Source organism: Leucobacter sp. NPDC077196 (assembly GCF_040687075.1).
Classification (GTDB): Bacteria; Actinomycetota; Actinomycetes; order Actinomycetales; family Microbacteriaceae; genus Leucobacter.
This window is the reverse complement of the sequence record NZ_JBFBML010000006.1, coordinates 145207-164085: the sequence shown is the minus strand read 5'-3', so window position 1 is coordinate 164085 and position 18879 is coordinate 145207. Positions and strand designations below refer to the sequence as shown.

Genomic DNA, 18879 nt, shown 5'->3' with positions numbered 1-18879 from the left:
AGTAGGCTGATCCGCATGAGCATCGAACGCCCCGAATCCGCACAGCCCGTCGTCGAGTTCTGGTTCGATCCGATCTGCCCGTGGTGCTGGATGACCAGCCGCTGGGTCTCTGACGTTGCGGAAGCGCGAGGGTTCGATATCGCCTGGCATCCCGTCAGCCTCAAGATCATCAACGAGGGCAATGACGCAGGCGACCACGAGGAGGGCATGCGCCAGGGCCATCGCCTCGGACGCGTAGCCGCGGCCGTTGCTCGCGCGCAGGATCCGAGCACTGTCGGGCGCCTCTACACGGAATTCGGCACGGCGATCCACCCGGGAGGCCGCGACGACTTCGACGGCATTCTCGCCGACGCGCTCGCCGCAGTCGGACTCGACGCCGAGCTCGCAGCTGCCGCAGACGACGATCAGTACGATGCCGATCTGCGCAAGAACACCGCGCACGCGCTGCATATCGCTGGGCCGGATGTGGGGGTCCCCGTGATCTCGGTCGACGGCGTCGCGTTCTTCGGTCCCGTGGTGACGCCGGCCCCTCAGGGAGAGCAGGCGCTTCGACTCTGGGACGGCATCGTCGCGGCGGCGAGCGTGCCGGGATTCTACGAGTTGAAGCGGGGGCGTACCGCCGACCCGCAGTTCTGAGTCGCTGCTCCGATAGAATCGGGTCCATGCGTATTCACGTCGCCACTGACCACGCCGGACTCGAATTCAGCCAGCAGCTGCAAGATCACCTGCGCGGGCAGGGCCATCAGGTCATCGACCATGGCCCAGCCGAGTACGATGCGCTCGACGATTACCCATCGTTCTGCATCAACGCGGCGCTCGGCGTCGCGCGTGACGAGCGCGACGGAGTGGAAGCACTCGGCGTTGTTTTCGGCGGTTCCGGCAATGGCGAGCAGATGGCGGCGAACAAGGTCGACGGCATTAGAGCCGCGCTGGTGTGGAACGACTCCACGGCGACGCTCGCGCGCGAGCACAACAATGCGAATGTGATCTCCATCGGGGCCCGCCAGCATGACGTCGCCGACGCGATCCGGTTCATCGAGCTCTTCATTGACACACCGTTCACCGGCGAGGAGCGCCACGTGCGCCGCATCGCGCAGCTCGGCGAGTACGAGCGCACCGGTGGCATCAGCGGCAAGCACGTCGACAGCCTCTAATGCCTGAGGGGCACAGCGTTCATCGCATTGCTCGTCAGTTCGCGGTGAACTTCGTCGGTACCGCTCCCGAGGTGACGAGCCCGCAGGGTCGGTTCGCTCAGGGGGCGGCGCAATTGAGCGGGCGCGAGATGGTCGATGCTCGTGCGGTCGGCAAGCAGATGTTCCTGGAGTTCGCTGGGGACCGCTGGCTGCGTGTGCATCTCGGCATCTACGGTGCATGGGACTTCGCGGGCGACGTGCGCGTCGACCCATCGATTCAGATCCACGGCCAGGCGCCGGGGCGCACGAAGCTGGGCCAGACGGGGGAGTACTCGCGCCCGGATCGCGCGCGGCCGCTCGACCGCGACGGTGAGGATTCGGTGACGTCGATCGGGGCCCCGCGCCGCACGCGCGTGCGCATGGCCGAGACTGATCGAGAGACCGCTGCACCCATCGCGTTTCCGCCTGAGCCCGTCGGGCAGGTGCGCGTGCGGCTGCTGAACGACCTTGTGTGCGCCGACCTGCGCGGCCCGACCGCCTGCGAGGTACTTACTCCGGCCGAGGTCGACGCCGTCATGCACAAGCTCGGGCCCGATCCCGCCAACGTCAACACGGCGACGGAGCGCGAACGCTTCGTCGAGCGCGCACTGCGCAAGAAGACGCCCATCGGTCTGGTGCTCATGGACCAGTCGGTGATCGCCGGCATCGGGAATGTGTATCGGGCCGAGATGCTCTTCCGGGCGGAGCTGAACCCGCACACCCCGGCGAACACGATCGACCGCACCGTGCTCGAGGCGCTCTGGGACGATTGGGCGCATCTGCTCGAGATCGGTATCACGGTCGGGCAGATGATGACGATCGACGGACTGACCGGTGAGGAGTATCAGCGAGCGCTCGTCGACCGCGACGAGCGCCACTCCGTGTACAAGCTCGAGGGCACTCCGTGCAAGCGCTGCGGCACGAACATCGCCCTGGAGGAGTTCGGTGCTCGCAAGCTCTACTGGTGCCCGGGCTGCCAGACCTGACGCAGTCAGGTGAACGGCCATTTCTGGCCGTTCATGCAGCCCGCGGCGCCGTCTCGGTGCCGGTGCAGCGCGCTGCGCGGTGCGCGTGTGGCTGCCAGACCTGACCTCCACTTGCGCCGCGCCTGAGAGTTTGTGCTGAGCTCGAGCAGATTTTCCCCTGATCGCCGGTCGCGTTCGACGTGAACCGTCGGGTGCGTCGGGGTTCTGGTGATTGTCGGTGGTGCCGATCAGACTGGAGTGGTCGACCGCATCGACCGCATCGACCGAAGGAGCTCCGCATGACTCGCACAATCTTCTACACGGCCACCACCCTTGACGGGTACATCGCAGACGACGACGACTCCCTCGACTGGCTGATGCGCCAGCCGCAGGAGGCGGGCGGTGCCGGCGATTACGAGGCGTTCATATCGGGTATCGGAGCGATCGTCATGGGAGCGACGACGTACGAGTGGGTGCTTGAGCACGATCAGGGCGTGTGGAGCTACGAGCTGCCCACCTTCGTGCTCACGCATCGCAACCTGCCGTCCCCCCGGAGTACGACGAACGGAGAGCCAGCCGACGTCCGCTTCCGGCAGGGAAGCATCGCCGAGCTCGGACAGGAGATGCGCGAGGCCGCGGGAGCGAACGACCTGTGGGTGGTCGGCGGCGGAGATCTCGCCGGTCAGTTCGCCGATCTGGGGCAGCTCGATGAGATCGTGACCTCGATTGCGCCGGTGGTGCTCGGCGCGGGGCGCCCACTGCTTCCGCGCCGCCTCGATCTCGAGTTGATGGATGTCGAGCGCAATGGAGCATTCATCGTCGCGCGGCATCGCATTGCCGGGCCCCTCCTGGAGGATCGGGAGGGCTCGTCGCTGTCGAGCGCCCGGCGCGCGGCAGAAGTGTGACATAATTGATCCTTGTGCCACGGTGCGGTACTGCCGCGAGGGTCCGCACGGACCGTGAGCCGAACACTTCAGTACTTTTCGATATCCGCGTTCCCGACTTGCGGCGGGCGCAGAGAGTAGACAATCATGCAGAAGCTCGACCTCGTCGATGCCGCGTCGCTCAAGAGCGACATCCCCGATTTCCGCGCAGGTGACACCGTCAAGGTGCACGTGAACATCGTCGAGGGCAATCGCTCGCGTGTTCAGGTGTTCCAGGGCGTCGTGATCTCCCGCCACGGCGAAGGTGTTCGCGAGACCTTTACCGTGCGCAAGATCAGCTTCCAGGTGGGTGTGGAGCGCAAGTTCCCGGTGCACTCGCCCGCGATCGACAAGATCGAGATCGTCAGCCGCGGCGACGTGCGCCGTGCGAAGCTCTACTACCTGCGCGGCCTCACCGGCAAGAAGGCGAAGATCAAGGAGAAGCGCGACCGTTAAGTCGCGTTTTTCCGGGCCGTTCTCGACGCGCCCGTGACGCTCTCAGGCTCCCCCCTGGAATAGGGTGGGAGCCTGAAGTGTCTCACCGCTCGGGTGGGGCCGGAGCGCTGGATCCATCGCACGATCGCTCCCACCGACAGGGGACCACACATGAGTGAAGCCGAGGCACCGACCTCTCAGCAGCAGACGCGTCGAAACGGCCTCCTCGGTTTTTTGCGGGATCTCCTCGTCATTCTGCTGGTCGCGTTCCTCGCCTCGTTCCTGCTGAAGACGTTTCTCGTGCGCAGCTTCTTCATCCCTTCGGAATCGATGCAGAACACGCTGCAGATCGACGACCGCATTCTCGTGAACCAGCTGGTTCCCAACCTCATCGACGTGCAGCGTGGAGACATCGTGGTGTTCAAGGATCCGGGCGGGTGGCTGTACCCCCGCGGCACGGAGCCGCCCCGCGGCTTCGAGCGGGTGCTTCAGTCGATCGGGCTCGCGGCCGATACGAGCAACGAGTACGTGGTGAAGCGCGTGATCGGTGTTGGAGGCGACCGCGTCGAGTGCTGCGACGCACAGGGTCGCGTGATGGTGAACGGCGTTCCCATCGACGAGCCGTACATTGTGAAGCCGGCGGGGGAGAACCGCGCCTCGGCGATCGATTTCGACGTGACGGTTCCCGCTGATTCGCTGTGGGTCATGGGCGACAACCGGTACCAGAGCAAGGACTCCCGCTACAACCAGGATCAGCCGGGCAAGGGCTTCGTGCCAGAGGAAGAAGTCGTCGGTCGCGCCTTCGTACTGAACTGGCCGCTGAACCGCTTCACGTGGCTGGGCACTCCCGAGGGCACCTTCACCGGCGTCGACGCAGCCAAGGAGAACTGAATCGTGCCGGTCACGGCCGCCACACTCTCCAAGGATCCGACGCTCGATGTCGAGCTGGCGTGCTTCGCGGCCGGAGCCGAAATGGTAATCGGCATCGACGAGGTCGGCCGTGGAGCGATCGCGGGCCCGGTCGCGGTCGGCGTGCACGCGGTCATCGCGGGCACGAACACGTTTCCCGAGGGGCTGCGCGACTCGAAACTGTTGAGCGAGAAGCGACGAGATGCGATGGCGCCGCTCGTGCATGCGTGGGGCGCCGGGGCCGTCGGATACGCGAGCGCAGAGGAGATCGATGCCCAGGGCATCACGGCGATGCTCGGTCACGCTGCCCGACGCGCGCTGCTCGAGCTCCGTGCAACGGGTGTGCCGGTCGAGCGATCGGTGATCCTGCTTGACGGCGCGCACGATTGGCTCTCGGCCGTGCTGCGCGCTCCGCTTGATGTGCGCACGCGCGTGGGGGCGGATCGCGAGTGCGCGAGCGTGGCCGCCGCTTCTGTGCGGGCGAAGGTCGCGCGCGACGCTGTGATGCGGGAAGCGGATGAGGCGCACCCCGAGTACGCCTGGGCGTCGAACAAGGGATATGGTGCGAAGGCGCACTTCGACGGCATTGCGAGCCGCGGTCTTACCGAGTTGCATCGGCACACGTGGATCAAGCTCGCGGCGGTCGGCTCGGGTAGTCTGGGCGGGTGAGTTCGCAGCAGCCAGACGCGTCCGCCCCGATCGGGGTGTTCGACTCCGGAGTCGGCGGTTTGACGGTGGCGCGCGCGATTCGCGACCAGCTGCCCGGCGAGTCGATGATCTATGTCGGCGACACGGCCCGCACGCCCTACGGCCCGCGACCGATCGCTGAAGTGCGCCGGTTCGCCCTTGAGATTCTCGACGGGCTCGTCGAGCAGGGTGTGAAGATGCTCGTGATCGCCTGCAACACGGCGTCGGCGGCGGTGCTGCGAGACGCCCGCGAGCGCTACGACGTGCCCGTGGTCGAGGTCATCGGCCCGACGGTGCGCAGCGCTGCCTCTATCACGAGAAACCGCCGCGTCGGGCTGATCGGCACCCAGGGCACGATTCAGTCCCGTGCGTACGACGACCTGTTCGCGATGCGTCCCGAGATCGCGCTGAGCTCTGCGGCGTGCCCGCGGTTCGTGGATCTCGTCGAGGCGGGCGAGACCAGCGGTCCCGCGGTGCACGAGGTCGCTCAGCAGTATCTCGCTCCGCTCGTCGCGCAGGGCATCGACACCCTGGTGCTCGGATGCACGCACTACCCGTTCTTGCGCGGAGCGATCCGTCAAGTGGTGGGGCCCGACGTCGCGCTCGTGTCGAGTGACATCGAGACCGCCAATGCCGTGTTCCAGGTGCTCACCGAGCTGCACCTGCTGCGCCCACCCGGCTCGGCAGAACCCGAACTGCGCTACGAGGCGACCGGCGATGATACGGCAGCCTTCGTCGAGCTCGCTCGCCGGATGCTCGGGATCGGCATCGATGCCGTCGATCGCCTGGAGACCGGCGCGATCCGCCTGCCCAACTGACTCGCGTTCGCTGTGCGTTCGCCGACCTGATCCGCCGCAACCTCTGGAGACCTGAATGACTGAGACCCTCCGCGCCGACGGGCGCACGCCGCAGCAGACCCGACCCGTCACGATCGAACGGGGTTGGAGCGCCCAGGCCGAAGGCAGCGCGCTCATCTCGTTCGGCAGCACGAAGGTGCTGTGCACCGCTTCGTTCACGCCGGGGGTGCCCCGCTGGCTCACCGGCAAGGGCACCGGTTGGGTGACCGCCGAGTACTCGATGCTGCCCCGCTCCACGAACGAGCGCATGCAGCGCGAGTCGATCAAGGGCAAGGTCGGCGGGCGCACCCACGAGATCTCGCGTCTCATCGGTCGCAGCCTCCGCGCCGTCATCGATACGAAAGCGCTGGGGGAGAACACCATCGTCATCGACTGCGACGTGCTGCAGGCCGACGGCGGAACGCGCACCGCCTCGATCACCGGCGCGTACGTCGCGCTCGTCGACGCACTGGAGTGGGCTCGTGAGCGAGGGTTCATCGCGAAGAAGGCGAAGCCGCTCACGGACAGCGTCGCTGCGATCTCGGTCGGCATCGTGGGCGGCGTGCCGCTGAGCGACCTCGCCTACGTCGAGGATTCGCGCGCCGAGACCGACATGAACGTCGTCGTGACCGGTTCCGGCGACTTCGTCGAGGTGCAGGGCACCGCCGAGGGTGCTCCGTTCAACCGTGCCGAACTCGACGCGCTGCTCGACCTCGCGCTCGTGAGCACGACCGAGCTGGCCGAGCTGCAGCGAGCAGCGCTGGCGGAGGCGCGCCGACCATGACCACCGTGGTACTCGCCTCGCACAATGCGCACAAGCTCGAAGAACTCCGCCGCATTCTCGGCCCGCTGATCCCCGGCGTCGAACTCGTCGGATACGACGGGCCAGAGCCGGTGGAGAACGGCCTGAGCTTCGAGCAGAACGCGTTCATCAAAGCTCGCGCAGCTGCGGCCCGCACGGGGCTTCCAGCGATCGCCGACGACTCCGGCATCGCCGTCGATGTGCTCGGCGGCAGCCCCGGCATCTTCTCGGCGCGGTGGGGCGGGCCGGCGCGCGACGACCGCGCGAACGTCGAGCTGTTGCTCTGGCAGCTGACCGATGTCGCAGACGACCACCGCGATGCCGGATTCGTCTGCGCAGCCGCGCTCGCTCTGCCGGGCGACTCGCGCGACGGCGACATCTGCGAACTGGGCGTGTGGCCCGGCAGGGTGCTGCGGCAGCCGACCGGGGAGCACGGGTTCGGGTACGACCCGATCTTCCAGCCGGATGGGGAGTCCCGATCTGCGGCTGAGCTGACCGGTGCCGAGAAGGACGCGCAGTCCCATCGCGCGCGCGCCTTCACCGCCCTCGCGCCGGCGATCCGCGCGCTCGCGGAGTAATCCCGCATACCTTCGACGTCGGCTTGTGCGGCCCCACGGCCCGAGCCCGAGTGCACCGCGGCCGCTGCTGCTCCGCAGTGGTGGTCGCGACGCGGCACCCAACACACGAGTGACATCACTTCGACATCAGAGATGGAGACCACGCGATGAGCAACGCTTCAGCGAGTGGATTGGTGCGCCCGGACGTGACCGAGGCCGACGCCAGAACGATTGCACGCGAATGCTACGGGTTGGAGGTGACCGCTACCGAGCTCGGAAGCAATCAGGATCGCAATTTCGCGTTGACGGCCGCCGACGGCTCCCGCAGCGTGCTGCGGATCGACAACCCCGTCTTCGCGGACGACGCGCGGGATGCGCAACACGCCGCACTGGAGTCCTACCGCGCCGCAGGCGTGACAGCGACCGCGGTGCTGCCCGGCCTCGACGGCGAGCTCACGCAGCACTGGCGCGGATTCGCCGTGCGCCGGAGCGAATTCGCGGCAGGGGAGCCGATGGTCGATCTCGGCTACTTCGCTTCTCCGGTGCTCGAGGCGTTCGGGGCGCTGTCGGCCGCATCGGCCAACGCGCTGGCAGGCCTCGAACACCCCGGCCTCGATCGCGACCACATGTGGGACATGCGTGTCGCCTTCGACGAGATCGGGCGCCTCGCCGGCTCGATCAGCGATGAAGAACTGCGGGATCGCGTCGTTCTCGCCGCCGCCTCAGCCGACGAAGCGCTGGAGCCGCTCGTCGACGCGCTGCCGATCCAGGCGATCCACGGCGACCTGACCGATGACAATGTGATGGGTGAACGCGCTGCCGACACTCGCGTCTACCCGTCGACTGTGCTGGATCTCGGCGACCTCTCCTACGGGTGGCGCGTCGCCGAGCTCGCGGTGACGGCGAGCTCTCTGCTGCATCACGAAGCGGATCGACCCCTTCGGGTGCTCGAGACGGTCACCGCGTTCCACCGCGCGGCGCCGCTCGCCGTCGCAGAGGCTCGAGCGGTATGGCCGTTGATCGTACTCCGTGCCGCTCTGCTCGTCGCGAGCGGTTGGCGGCAGCTCGAGATCGACGGCGACAACGCGTACGCACGCGAGCGCGTCGACGGGGAACGCGCGATCTTCGACGCGGCCACATCGGTACCGCTCGCCGAAGCGACGGAGTCCGTGCTCGCCTCGCTCGGATTCGCGGGAGTCGCCGCGGGTAGCGGTCTGCAGCTGGTCGCTGCGCCGGCCCGCGTCTCGACACCGCCGCTGCGCTCGCTACTGCCAGAGCTCGGCGGTGATGCGGCGGTACTCGATCCTGGCGTCGAATCTGATGATCTCGCATCGGGCGCCTGGCTCGACGCAGATGCTGAAGCGCGGCTCGTACGCGCAGCGTTCGAATCGGGTCATGGCAGCGCCGTCTTCCCGTACGGCGTGTACCGTCTCACCCGCACCCGGGTCGATGCGCAGCGAGCAAGCGAGACCTGGCCCATCGCGACGGAGATCCACCTGGCGCCCGGCGACTCCCTGGGGGTCTCGGCGCCGACCTCCGGGTCCGTCGCGGTTGCGACGAGTCAAGGCGTGCTGCTCGAACTCGCCGGCGGCTGGCACCTCGCGATCGACGGAGTCGATGCCGTGGTGGAGCCCGGCGCTCCCGTCGCGGCAGGCGCTCCCGTCGCCCGTGTTCAGGGCTCGACCGGAGCGCGAGTGATCTCGGTGACCCTGGTCCGCGCCGACGCGCTGACCGGTGCCGACGCGCCGATTCTGGCGGTCGACGAGCCGGAAGCAGGATGCGCTCCGCTCGTCACTCCCGAGCGGGTTCCGGCGTGGCGCCGTTTCACTCAGGATCCCGCGAGGCTGCTCGGCCTCCCATCGCTCGCCCAGCACGACGCATCCGCGGACGAGCTCGCTCGCCGCTCGGAGATCTTCGCGAGCGCACAGGAGCGGTACTACGAACGCCCGATGCAGATCGAGCGCGGTTGGCGCCATCACCTCGTCGACACGACCGGTCGGTCGTACATCGACATGGTCAACAACGTGACAGGGCTGGGGCACGGGCATCCGGGCGTCGCCGACGCGGTCAATCGGCAGATCCGGCGACTCAACACGAACTCGCGCTTCCTCTACCGGGAGCTCGCGGAGTACAGCGAGCGTCTGCTCGCACTCCTGCCCGAAGGCTCGGCTCTCGACACGGTGCTGCTCGTGAACAGCGGCTCGGAAGCAGTCGATCTCGCATTGCGCCTGGCGCAGGCGGCGACCGGGCGAAACACCATCGTGGCGTTGCGAGAGGCCTATCACGGGTGGACCATGGCATCCGATGCGGTGACCACGAGCGCGTACGACAACCCGCACGCGCTCGAGAATCGACCGGACTGGGTGCACGTCGCGGACGTCCCGAACCGCTTTCGAGGAACCTACCGAGGTGCGGGCACCGGTGCGAAGTACGCGGCCGATCTCGGCGCCGACCTGCAGCGACTCGCGGACGAGGGGCGCGACGTGGCCGCCTTCATCTGCGAATCGGTGCTGGGCAACGCCGGTGGGGTGCTGCTGCCCGATGGGTACCTCGCCGACGCCTACGCTCGTGTGCGCGCTGCGGGCGGCCTCTGCATCGCTGATGAGGTGCAGGTCGGGTTCGGGCGGATGGGGTCGAGCTTCTGGGGTTTCGAGCAGTCGGGTGTGCTGCCCGATATCATCACGATCGCGAAGCCGATGGGCAACGGATTTCCGATCGGCGGGGTGATCACGACGAAGCGGATCGCTGACGCTCTTGCCACGCAGGGCCAGTTCTTCTCGTCAGCGGGCGGCAATCCGCTGAGCTGCCGAGTGGGCATCGCGGTACTCGACGCGATGGAGCAGGAGGACTTGCAGCAGAACGCGCTCCGGATCGGCGGGCGACTCGCCGACGGCTTCCGCGCACTCGCAGAACGCCACGAGATCGTCGGGCCGATCCACGGTGAGGGGTTGTATCTCGGCGTGGAACTCGTGCGCGATCGCGAAACGCTCGAGCCCGCCACGGCTGAGGCCGCCGCGATCTGCGAGCGGCTCAGAGAACTCGGCGTGATCGTCCTCACGACCTCCGAGCGTTCGAACGTGCTGAAGGTGAAGCCGCCGCTCTGCCTCTCCGAGGAGAGCGCCGACGCCGTGCTCGCAGCCCTCGACCGGGTGCTCACCGAAGGCTGGTAGCGGCGCAACGTCTCGTCGAGCCCCTGCCCGCGGGTAGGGGCTCGGCGCGCGGGCAGGGGCTCGGCGCGCGAGCGGAGGCTCGGCGTTCCTGCGGCCCCAGACAACGGCTACAGGCCCAGTACGGCGGAGGCGATCCCGAAGTAGACCAGAAGGCCTGTCGCATCGACGAACGTCGAGATGAACGGGTTCGAGAAGACGGCCGGGTCGACGCGCACCGTCCGGGCGAGCAGCGGCATGCACCCGCCCACCACCGCGGCGACCGTGCAGACGGCGAGCAGGGTGAGGCCGATCACCATACCGATCTGAACGGAGTAGAACACCCAGGCGATTCCGAACCCGAGTGAGCCCAGCAGCAGGCCCAGCAGCGCCCCCGTGCGGAACTCGCGCGCGAGCACGCGGAGGATGTCGCGCGGGCGCACGTCTCCCAGCGCAAGAGCGCGTGTGACGGTGGTCGCGGCCTGGTTGCCCGTGTTGCCTCCGGTTCCGATGAGGAGTGGCACGAAGAGCGCGAGCACGGTGACCTGTTCGATCGTCGCCTCGAAGATCTCGAGCACCTGAACGGTGAGTGTGGCGCCGACGGCCAGGACGAGCAGCCACACCACGCGAGAGCGCACGAGCGTGCGCACCGGCGTGGACAGGTACGGGCGGCGCAGCGGCTCGGAGCCGCCCTGACGCGCTGCGTCCTCGTTCTCGACGTGCTCAATGATTCGGATCGCGTCGTCGATCGTCAGCATGCCGACCAGCCGCTCCTCGCTGTCGACGATCGGCAGCGCCAGCAGGGAAAGATCCGCGCATCGACGTGCGGCGAACTCATCCGACTCGGTCGCGACGGCCGTGTGCGCCGACTGCATCAAGTCGGCGACGAAGTCGTCGGGGCTCGCGGCCAGCAGCTCGCGCAGGCTGATGATGCCGACCACGACCCGCGTGCCGTCGAGCACCGGAATCGTATACACCGTCTCGGCGTCCGCGAGGTGGGCGCGAACACGTTCGAGTGTTTCAGCGACGGTCAGCGAAGCGCGAGTCGACACGTACTCGGGTGTCATGCGCCGACCCACGCTGCCCTGCGGATACCCGAGCAGCTCGGCGGTCTGCAGGCGATCCTGCTCGGGCAAGCCGCGCAGCATCTGGGTCGCGAGCACCGACGGCACCTCGTCGAGCAGCCAGAGCCGATCGTCGGGGTCGAGCTCGGTGAAGAGCCGACTCACCTCGGTGTTCTGCAACCCGGCGAGCAGATCACCCTGCAACGACGGGGGAAGCGCTTCGAACAGCTCCATGGCGCGCTGCTTGGAGAGCAGCCTGAAGAGCACGGCGCGCTGCCGCAGATCGAGTCGCTCGAAGAGCGGCACGAGCTCCGTAGCGGAGAAGGGGGCGAGATCGCGGGTGAGCGCGGGAAGATCGCCTGCAGCGAGATGCTGCAGGATGCCGTCGAACGAGGCTTCGATGATCGGAATCTGCTGAGTGGTCATGACGGGTCTCCTCGCAGGGGCGCCGCTGGCGCCGCTCGACGGGCGCACGGGAGCGCCCTGAAACGTATGGAACGTGCGGAGCCGGGCGGGCGCGGCGGGCGACGAGAACGATCGCTAGAGGGAACGCGTCGGAGCGTGCGCGAGACCCGGCTGATGACTGCAACTGTCACTGGACATCGGGCTCACCTCGCTTCGGTCAGGGGCCGGTCTGACCCGGAGGAACCTTAACAGCAGCGAGCGAGGATCAGCAACCGTGCGGGCGCATTCCGCCGCGAGTGCGCGGTACCGCGCGAACTCAGGAAGCGCCTGAATCAGACGGGTACGATCAGATCTTTCATGGAGGGAGACGCGATGGCGAGCGCCGAACGACGTCGCGACCGCAGACGCGCTGGGATCCTTCTTGCGATTATCGCCCTGCTTCTGGCTGCGCTCGTGAGCGTACCCGACAGGTTTCCCGACCCGTTCGGGCTCGCTCTCGTTATCGAGGCGATACTCCCGTGGGTGGGTATCCCGATCGCATTGGTACTGATCTCGGCACTAGCACGCAGACGCTGGCTGGGAACGCTCGTCGCTCTTGCAGCCGTGATCGCGTGGTCCGTCGCCTTCGTGCCGCGTGCGTTGCCGCTCACAGTGCCCCGTGCGGCGGCGGCCGAGGCATCGGCGATGACGCGACTGAGCGTGATCAGTCAGAACCTGCACGGCTCGGAGGGCGATCCCGAAGCGGCGGCGCACGCCGCACTCGCGGCCGCCCCGGATCTCATCGCGTTTCAGGAGATCGATGGCGCATCGCGCGACGCCATCGACGCTGTGCTCGGCCCCCACTACCCGTATGTCTCGCGCGTGGGGTCGGTATCTCTCTGGAGCATCCACCCCATCACCGCCGACGAGCCGCTCGACCTCGGGCTCGGATGGAATCGAGCGCTGCGCGCCACAGTCGCGGCTCCGGGAGGAGAGGTGGAGGTCTACGTGGTGCATGCGGCATCCGTTCGTATCGGCGACCACGGGCCGCGTGACCGCATGCTGACTGAACTGACCGATCTGATCCGCTCCGATGACAGTCCGCGTATTCTCGCCCTCGGCGATTTCAACGCGGGCAGCGATGATCGTGCGCTTGCACCGTTGATCGATCTGCTCGTCGAACCGCGGCAGTCTGCTGGCGGTTTCGGGTTCACCTGGCCCGCAAAATTTCCGGTGGTGCGGCTCGACCACGTGTTTGTCAGGGGACTCACGGCCACCTCTGTCGAAACCGAACGACCGGGCGCCAGCGATCATCTGGGCATATCCGCGGAGTTCTCGCTGTCGTAGCTGTCTTGGGTAGCTGCGTGAATATCGCCGTTCATTGCCCAGACGCGTTTCCGACACGATCGGTTCACCCGCGGTCGCGAGGATGGTCGAGGCTCGCGCTGCCTCTCTCGGTCGAGCCGCCACGACCCTTGACAGAAAGGCTTACGTGCTTCTCACCTCGACGTCAACCGGACCACGCTCGCGTGGCCGGTTCGCAGCCCTCGGGCTCGCGGTCGCGCTGCTCGCCGCCCCGCTCACTCTCGCCGCCGCGACGCCGGCAGCCGCAGAACCAACCGGCGCGCCCGCAGTGCCCGTCCCCGTCCCCGTCACGTCGGTCAGCGCCTCCTCCCACCTCGACGCGCAGGTCGACGACCTCCTCGATGTGCGCATTGGCGATGTGCATCCGACGCAGCCGTCCGTCGGATACGACCAGATCTATTACAAGCTGGGCCGCTACTCCGAGCTCGGCAAGGACGCGGTCAACAAGCGTTTCGGCGACTGGTGCGAGGCCAATGGGCAGCTGGATGCGGTCGCCGCCGAGCCCGACGCGACTCTGCACGATCCGGCGTCATTCACGTGCGAGCTGCCGGTCGGCGGCGAGACGGAGAAGAGCATCGCAGCGATGAAGACGGTCGTGATCGGGCCGGAAGGCGCGCTCTACCTGACCGATGGCCACCACACGCTCACCTCGTTCGCGGAGACGGCGGACGGCGGGCTCGACCTGCACGTGCGTCTTCGTGTCACTGCGAACCTGAGTGATCAGACGCCTGAGCAGTTCTGGCAGACGATGATCGCGAATCAGTGGACGTGGCTCGAAGCGCCCGACGGTACGGCGATGACTCCCGACGAGCTTCCCGCGTCGGTCGGGCTCTCGAGCTTCACCGATGACCGCTACCGAAGCCTCATGTACTTCGCGCGTGATATTGGTTTCGAGGCAGGGAAGATTCCGTTCCTGGAGTTCTACTGGGGCGCCTGGGTGCGCGACGCCCAGCCGATCGATCTCGCGGCGTGGAACACGAGCGATCGTGACAGCTATCTTGCAACCGTGCGCTCGCTCTCGGAAGCGCAGGTGGCACTCGATCCCGCGACGTCGATCGGCGGAGGGTTCACGGCAGCCGACCTCGGTGTGCTCGCGGAGTGGAACGACGGCAAAGCGGAGACGAAGGGGGAGTGGAACAAGCTTTCGCAGCCCTACGAAGCTGAGAAGCCGGGCAAGCTCGCGTATGCCATGGCGTACAAGGCGCAGCTGCCTCCCGGTGAGGAGCCGGGCGGTGAGGAGCCGGGTGGTGAGGAGCCGCCTGTGGATCCCGCAACGGTACTTGGAACCGTACTCGTGAGCGACGACTTGCGTCCCGGCGGCGAGATTGCGGTGAGCGGGAGCGGCTTCGCGCCCTCCACCGCGGGGTATGCACTCGAGCTGCACTCGGAGCCTGTGAAGCTTGCTGACGTGTCGACTGATGCGACGGGCGCATTCGCGCTCACCGCGACGCTTCCGGCGAACGTGAATGGCGCGCACCGCGTCGTGCTGCTGTGGAACGGCGCCGAGGTCGGTGCGGCTGCGGTGCAGATCGACCCGATCGCCGCGGCCGACGGTGGTGCGGCCGCTGCCGACGGTGGTGCGGCCGCTGCCGACGGAGCGGGTGCCGCAGAGTCGGGGGCCAATGGCGCGGGTGCAGCCGGCGCTGCAGGGAGTGGCATTGATGCTGGTGCTGGTGCTGGTGCAGCGCAGGGTTCGGGCCAAGCGCCTGCCGCAGCTGGCGCGAAGCTCGCCCAGACCGGCGGCAGCTCGGCTATCGCCGCAGCCACGGCGGGTCTCGCGCTGATGCTCGCCGGAGGAGCCGCAATCGCACTGCGCGCCCGCCGCCGGGTGGCCGAATAGGCGCCGCCCGCCGCCCAACCTGCGAACGGGGTCACTTTGCGTGCGCGTCGCATCCCGACACGCACGCAAAGTGACCCCGCTTCGGCGTTCGTGCTGATGCATGCGGTGGTATGACAGCACCTCGGAGTAACCTTCTGGGAAGGGGGGCCACACTGTTGGTCGCTGACGTACCGGCGGGGGCGCTGTCGCGCCACCCGTTTGGTCAGTGGACGGCGGGCCTGACCAGAAGAACAGCTTGATGAAACGACGCCCATTCTCGGTGCAACTTCTCGACGACCCGAACCTGCCGCCGGATGTACTGGCGCACATTGCGGCAACGCATCCGGAATGCTGGGACGCGATTCTGCGCCACCCGAGTTGTTACGCCGCACCGGGGGGCTGGATAATCGGCCAGCGCGCAATGGCGCAGCGGCCTACACTGCAACCGCAGCCGATGCCTGTCCACTCCCTGAACGGAGTCAATAGGTTGATCGCGCGCGCGCCGATGCTCGTTCTCGCGGCGTCCGTCCTCGCAATACTCTCGGTGTTGGCGCCGCTATGGTCGGCTCAGCACATCCCCGCAGCATCATTCACCCCCGAAAATGTCAGCAGAAGCAGCTTCTTCGCCGTAACAATGCTCGTCGTGATGGAATGCGTATTGCTCATCATTTTCGTGAAGCAGCGGTGGGCCGTGGTGTGCACCGGCGTTCTCGCTCTCATTCAAGGGATATCCGCGGTCGTTGCGGGCTTCATCTTGCCGTGGGTCGGTGCTGGAGTTTCGGTCCGGTTCGGCGGTATCCCGCTCGGAGCAGCGGGTCTCGTGCTGCTCGCGGGAGGAATACTGGTTCTGCAGTCGCTGAGGGAGGGCTTCGTATCGTTGTACCCCCGTTCTGCGAGCAAGTGACGCAGTGCAGATCGGGGCATCACCGAGCTTGAGGTGGACGAACGGTCGGAAGCGAAGTACGAGGGCGCCGGCGTCAAACTCGGGCCCAGCGGGTGCGAACCCGAATCGCTCGTAGAGCGATCGCGCCGGATTGCCGGTTTCCACACTGAGACTGAGGAATCGGGGACCCGACCAATTCACGTTTCCCAGGGTCGCTTGCGCCAGCAAGTCCTGCTCATACGTGCGCAAGGGTCGAAACCGCCAATGTGCGCTCATGTGAACCCTCTCCCCAGTCTTTGTGGATCACGCTGGTCCGAACTCGCCCGTGCTAGCGAGGTCGACCCATCTCTCGCTGCTCCTCGGAGTGGGCGCGAAGTGCGGAGAGAACGCCAGCTCTGACGACGGCCCAGAGGATGAGCCACCAGAGAATGAAGCCGACGATTCCGGCCGCGATGTAGATGAAAAGTAGAAGCTGAGCACTATCCATCCGCTCAGAATATCGACGGAGGCAATCCCGCTGCAGGTCCGTGGACCGTAAGCCGAGGGGGAGTGCGCGAGGGGGGACTTGAACCCCCACGTCCGAGGACACTGGAACCTAAATCCAGCGCGTCTGCCAATTCCGCCACTCGCGCGTGGGCCGGCGAAGCCGACCGAGAACCACTTTAGCGGTCGCTCGACACAATCTCGGCGCCCTGGGGAAGGCGAGTTCCGGCGGGGAGGCGAACCGTGACGAAGTCTGCGTCTGCAGGCGCAGGCGCAGGTGCAGGAGCGCCGTCGGAAACGGCGGCCCGCGAATCATCCCCGCGCAGCCCGGCCTCGATCTTGCCGACGCTCAGCCCGCCCGTCTGACCGGTCCCATGGTGCTGGCTCATGCGGTCGATCCAAGCGAGCGCGATGGCCGAGACGATGAAGGCAAGGTGGATCGCAACCTCCCACATCACGCCCTCCGACGAGTAGAGCACGGTGCCGTCGGCATTGAGCACGACGCCGCCGTCCATGCGGCCGACCTCGATGAAGGTCTTCAGCAGATGGATTGATGAGATCGAGATGATGGATACCGCGAGCTTGACCTTGAGTAGGTTCGTGTTGACGTGCGACAGCCACTCGGGCTCGTCGTGGTGCCCCTGCACACGGATCTTCGAGACGAAGGTCTCGTAGCCGCCGATGATCACCATGATCAGCAGGTTCGCAATCATGACGATGTCGATCAGCGCAAGCACGCTGAGCATTACATCGGTCTCGGTGATGTGCCCGGTGGCGATGACGTTCTCAACGAGGTGCCAGAGCTCGACGAAAAAGAGCACGACGTAGACGGCCTGCGCGACGATGAGACCCAGGTACAGCGGCGCTTGGAGCCAGCGGCTCGCGAAGATGAAGGCGGCGAGCGTGCGGGATGCGGGCCCAGGCCCGATTTGCGCGCTGCGTTCGGTCATACTGGGTCGCTTGCTCACGTGGGTGGCCCTCTCGCGCTGGTGAAGTGCACCACATGCTGGTGAAGTGCACCACATGCTGATGAAGTGCACCATATGCTAGCGCAGCGTCGTTGTGCGTTCGTGGGCAGCGAGCGAGCAGGGAGTCGCAGCGCGACTATGATGGCGAGAGCGAAGGGGAGTATTCCGATTCGCCCGTGTCGTCAAGACGTGTCGCTCCGAAGCGGCGCCGGTGCGGGCGCGGCGCATTCGACGGAGTCGAGCGCCGGGAAGAGACTTTCGGCCACACCTTGCGCTCTGCGCCCCAGCCGAAGGAAGTACACACCGGTGACTTCAGTTCTCCCGCTCTGGTTCGAGATCGGGTCGATGATTGCACTCGTCATCATCCTCATCATCGATCTCGCCCTGATCGTTCGCCGCCCCCACGTCCCCTCCATGCGCGAGGCGAGCCTCTGGGTCGGCTTCTACGTGCTGCTCGCCTTGATTTTCGCGGGCGCGATCTTCCTGCTGGGTGACGTGCAGCACGGCACCGAGTTCTTGGCCGGCTGGCTCACGGAGTACAGCCTCTCGATCGACAACCTCTTCGTGTTCGTGCTGATCCTCGCCAGTTTCAAGGTGCCGAGCGCCTACCAGCAGCGCGCGCTCATGATCGGGATCGTACTCGCCCTGATTTTCCGAGGCGCGTTCATCCTGGTGGGCGCTGCGATCATCGAGCGCTTCATCGCGATCTTCTTCATCTTCGGCCTGTGGCTGATCTGGACGGCGTGGCAGCAGGTCAAGCCGGGCGGACACGATGAGCAGGGCGAGAGTTGGGTCATTCGCCAGGTCAAGAAGGTCTTGCCCTTCAGCGACCACTACGACGGCGGCAAGCTGCGCACCACGGTCGACGGCAAGCGCATGTTCACTCCGTTCCTGTTGGTGCTCATCTCGCTGGGTGTGACGGATCTCCTCTTCGCCCTCGACTCGATTCCGGCGATCTTCGGCATCACGCAGAGCCCTTTCATCGTGTTCACGGCGAACGTGTTCGCGCTCATGGGGCTGCGGCAGCTGTACTTCTTGCTCGGAGGTCTGCTCGAGCGTCTCGAATACCTGAAGTACGGCATCGCGGCCATCTTGGCGTTCATCGGCGTCAAGTTGATCCTGCATGCGCTGCATGAGAACGAGCTCCCGTTCATCAATGGCGGTGAGCACGTACCGGTGCCCGAGATCAATACCTGGATGTCGCTCGGCTTCATCTTGATTTCGATGCTGATCGCGACCGTTGCGAGCCTGATCAAAGCGAACCGTGAGGCGCGAGCGCGCGGCGAGCACCTGCATCTCGGCGTTGCCGAGGGGCCGGATCAGGTGGGGCAGGATCACCAGCGCGCCAACCGCCACTGAGCATTTCGGGTGGCGGCGCGTTCGCTCGCCGTCGCCCGATCCCGCAACAGCGGGCACTCTCCATCGTGCGGTGATAGACTCTCGCCATGCGTTCGCGGGCTCTGCTTCTTCACAGCCGCGAC

18 protein-coding genes and 1 tRNA gene are annotated in these 18879 nt (G+C 66.7%); 15 read left to right on the top strand and 4 right to left on the bottom strand.

All coding sequences use genetic code 11. The features are described from left to right. Nucleotides 1–15 precede the first annotated feature (15 nt). From AB0O71_RS08475 to AB0O71_RS08425, 11 genes are all read left to right on the top strand, one after another. Nucleotides 16–636, top strand: a complete 621-nt coding sequence (locus AB0O71_RS08475) for a DsbA family protein (RefSeq protein ID WP_363744211.1) — start codon at nucleotides 16–18, stop codon at nucleotides 634–636. Nucleotides 637–662: 26 nt separating this feature from the next. Beyond that, entirely contained in the window at nucleotides 663–1154 is a 492-nt protein-coding gene (locus AB0O71_RS08470) for a ribose-5-phosphate isomerase (protein WP_363744208.1), read from the top strand. Further along, nucleotides 1154–2158, top strand: coding sequence for a DNA-formamidopyrimidine glycosylase family protein (locus AB0O71_RS08465; protein ID WP_363744206.1), 1005 nt, complete (start codon nucleotides 1154–1156; stop codon nucleotides 2156–2158). The genes AB0O71_RS08470 and AB0O71_RS08465 overlap by 1 nt, the downstream gene beginning before the upstream one ends. Nucleotides 2159–2436: 278 nt before the next feature. Then, nucleotides 2437–3042 carry a dihydrofolate reductase family protein gene (locus AB0O71_RS08460; protein ID WP_363744204.1) on the top strand — a complete coding sequence of 202 codons (606 nt, stop codon included), beginning with the start codon at nucleotides 2437–2439 and terminating at the stop codon, nucleotides 3040–3042. A gap of 126 nt (nucleotides 3043–3168) precedes the next feature. Next, the gene (gene rplS / locus AB0O71_RS08455; RefSeq protein WP_363744202.1) at nucleotides 3169–3516 is read left to right on the top strand and encodes a 50S ribosomal protein L19; all 348 of its coding nucleotides are present in this window, start codon (nucleotides 3169–3171) and stop codon (nucleotides 3514–3516) included. A gap of 150 nt (nucleotides 3517–3666) precedes the next feature. Then, nucleotides 3667–4386 (top strand): signal peptidase I, encoded by a 720-nt coding sequence (gene lepB, locus AB0O71_RS08450; RefSeq protein WP_363744200.1) that lies wholly within the window; start codon nucleotides 3667–3669, stop codon nucleotides 4384–4386. A gap of 3 nt (nucleotides 4387–4389) precedes the next feature. Then, entirely contained in the window at nucleotides 4390–5073 is a 684-nt protein-coding gene (locus AB0O71_RS08445) for a ribonuclease HII (protein ID WP_363744198.1), read from the top strand. Continuing rightward, complete coding sequence (murI, locus tag AB0O71_RS08440) at nucleotides 5070–5909, top strand: glutamate racemase (RefSeq protein ID WP_363744196.1); 840 nt, start codon at nucleotides 5070–5072, stop codon at nucleotides 5907–5909. The genes AB0O71_RS08445 and murI overlap by 4 nt, the downstream gene beginning before the upstream one ends. Before the next feature lie 55 nt (nucleotides 5910–5964). Continuing rightward, nucleotides 5965–6711: a ribonuclease PH gene (gene rph, locus AB0O71_RS08435; protein WP_090148360.1), complete on the top strand. Its 747-nt coding sequence runs from the start codon at nucleotides 5965–5967 to the stop codon at nucleotides 6709–6711. Further along, a complete protein-coding gene (locus AB0O71_RS08430; RefSeq protein ID WP_363744193.1) occupies nucleotides 6708–7307 on the top strand; it encodes a non-canonical purine NTP pyrophosphatase in 600 nt (199 codons plus the stop codon). Before rph ends, AB0O71_RS08430 begins: the two co-directional genes overlap by 4 nt. A 146-nt stretch (nucleotides 7308–7453) precedes the next feature. Next, nucleotides 7454–10456, top strand: coding sequence for an aminotransferase (locus AB0O71_RS08425; protein WP_363744191.1), 3003 nt, complete (start codon nucleotides 7454–7456; stop codon nucleotides 10454–10456). A 107-nt stretch (nucleotides 10457–10563) separates the two neighbouring features. On the opposite strand, the gene mgtE is transcribed toward AB0O71_RS08425, so the two are convergent. Continuing rightward, nucleotides 10564–11922: a magnesium transporter gene (mgtE, locus tag AB0O71_RS08420; protein ID WP_363744189.1), complete on the bottom strand. Its 1359-nt coding sequence runs from the start codon at nucleotides 11920–11922 to the stop codon at nucleotides 10564–10566. A gap of 351 nt (nucleotides 11923–12273) precedes the next feature. Between mgtE and AB0O71_RS08415 the strand changes: the two genes are divergently transcribed. The 3 genes from AB0O71_RS08415 (at nucleotide 12274) to AB0O71_RS08405 (ending at nucleotide 15968) form a co-directional block, all read left to right on the top strand. Beyond that, nucleotides 12274–13227, top strand: a complete 954-nt coding sequence (locus tag AB0O71_RS08415) for an endonuclease/exonuclease/phosphatase family protein (RefSeq protein WP_363744187.1) — start codon at nucleotides 12274–12276, stop codon at nucleotides 13225–13227. Nucleotides 13228–13372: 145 nt separating this feature from the next. Further along, a complete protein-coding gene (locus AB0O71_RS08410; protein ID WP_363744185.1) occupies nucleotides 13373–15085 on the top strand; it encodes a ParB/Srx family N-terminal domain-containing protein in 1713 nt (570 codons plus the stop codon). 235 nt (nucleotides 15086–15320) lie between these two features. Next, the gene (locus AB0O71_RS08405; RefSeq protein ID WP_363744183.1) at nucleotides 15321–15968 is read left to right on the top strand and encodes a hypothetical protein; all 648 of its coding nucleotides are present in this window, start codon (nucleotides 15321–15323) and stop codon (nucleotides 15966–15968) included. 307 nt (nucleotides 15969–16275) lie between these two features. On the opposite strand, the gene AB0O71_RS08400 is transcribed toward AB0O71_RS08405, so the two are convergent. From AB0O71_RS08400 to AB0O71_RS08390, 3 genes are all read right to left on the bottom strand, one after another. Continuing rightward, nucleotides 16276–16434, bottom strand: a complete 159-nt coding sequence (locus AB0O71_RS08400; protein ID WP_363744181.1) for a hypothetical protein — start codon at nucleotides 16432–16434, stop codon at nucleotides 16276–16278. Nucleotides 16435–16497: 63 nt separating this feature from the next. Beyond that, a tRNA-Leu gene (locus AB0O71_RS08395) sits at nucleotides 16498–16579 on the bottom strand. 30 nt (nucleotides 16580–16609) lie between these two features. Beyond that, nucleotides 16610–17380, bottom strand: a complete 771-nt coding sequence (locus AB0O71_RS08390; protein ID WP_363744179.1) for a TIGR00645 family protein — start codon at nucleotides 17378–17380, stop codon at nucleotides 16610–16612. 324 nt (nucleotides 17381–17704) lie between these two features. Between AB0O71_RS08390 and AB0O71_RS08385 the strand changes: the two genes are divergently transcribed. Next, the gene (locus AB0O71_RS08385) at nucleotides 17705–18757 is read left to right on the top strand and encodes a TerC/Alx family metal homeostasis membrane protein (protein ID WP_363744177.1); all 1053 of its coding nucleotides are present in this window, start codon (nucleotides 17705–17707) and stop codon (nucleotides 18755–18757) included. Nucleotides 18758–18879: the final 122 nt, after the last annotated feature.

What these genes read in the sequence shown, in the direction of transcription:
- lepB (WP_363744200.1), top strand. Translation starts at nt 3,667, where the DNA reads ATGAGTGAAGCCGAGGCACCGACCTCTCAGCAGCAGACGCGTCGAAAC.
- AB0O71_RS08475 (WP_363744211.1), top strand. Translation starts at nt 16, where the DNA reads ATGAGCATCGAACGCCCCGAATCCGCACAGCCCGTCGTCGAGTTCTGG.
- AB0O71_RS08465 (WP_363744206.1), top strand. Translation starts at nt 1,154, where the DNA reads ATGCCTGAGGGGCACAGCGTTCATCGCATTGCTCGTCAGTTCGCGGTG.
- AB0O71_RS08390 (WP_363744179.1), bottom strand. Translation starts at nt 17,380, where the DNA reads ATGACCGAACGCAGCGCGCAAATCGGGCCTGGGCCCGCATCCCGCACG.
- AB0O71_RS08460 (WP_363744204.1), top strand. Translation starts at nt 2,437, where the DNA reads ATGACTCGCACAATCTTCTACACGGCCACCACCCTTGACGGGTACATC.
- rph (WP_090148360.1), top strand. Translation starts at nt 5,965, where the DNA reads ATGACTGAGACCCTCCGCGCCGACGGGCGCACGCCGCAGCAGACCCGA.
- AB0O71_RS08430 (WP_363744193.1), top strand. Translation starts at nt 6,708, where the DNA reads ATGACCACCGTGGTACTCGCCTCGCACAATGCGCACAAGCTCGAAGAA.
- AB0O71_RS08400 (WP_363744181.1), bottom strand. Translation starts at nt 16,434, where the DNA reads ATGGATAGTGCTCAGCTTCTACTTTTCATCTACATCGCGGCCGGAATC.
- AB0O71_RS08470 (WP_363744208.1), top strand. Translation starts at nt 663, where the DNA reads ATGCGTATTCACGTCGCCACTGACCACGCCGGACTCGAATTCAGCCAG.
- AB0O71_RS08415 (WP_363744187.1), top strand. Translation starts at nt 12,274, where the DNA reads ATGGCGAGCGCCGAACGACGTCGCGACCGCAGACGCGCTGGGATCCTT.
- mgtE (WP_363744189.1), bottom strand. Translation starts at nt 11,922, where the DNA reads ATGACCACTCAGCAGATTCCGATCATCGAAGCCTCGTTCGACGGCATC.
- rplS (WP_363744202.1), top strand. Translation starts at nt 3,169, where the DNA reads ATGCAGAAGCTCGACCTCGTCGATGCCGCGTCGCTCAAGAGCGACATC.
- AB0O71_RS08425 (WP_363744191.1), top strand. Translation starts at nt 7,454, where the DNA reads ATGAGCAACGCTTCAGCGAGTGGATTGGTGCGCCCGGACGTGACCGAG.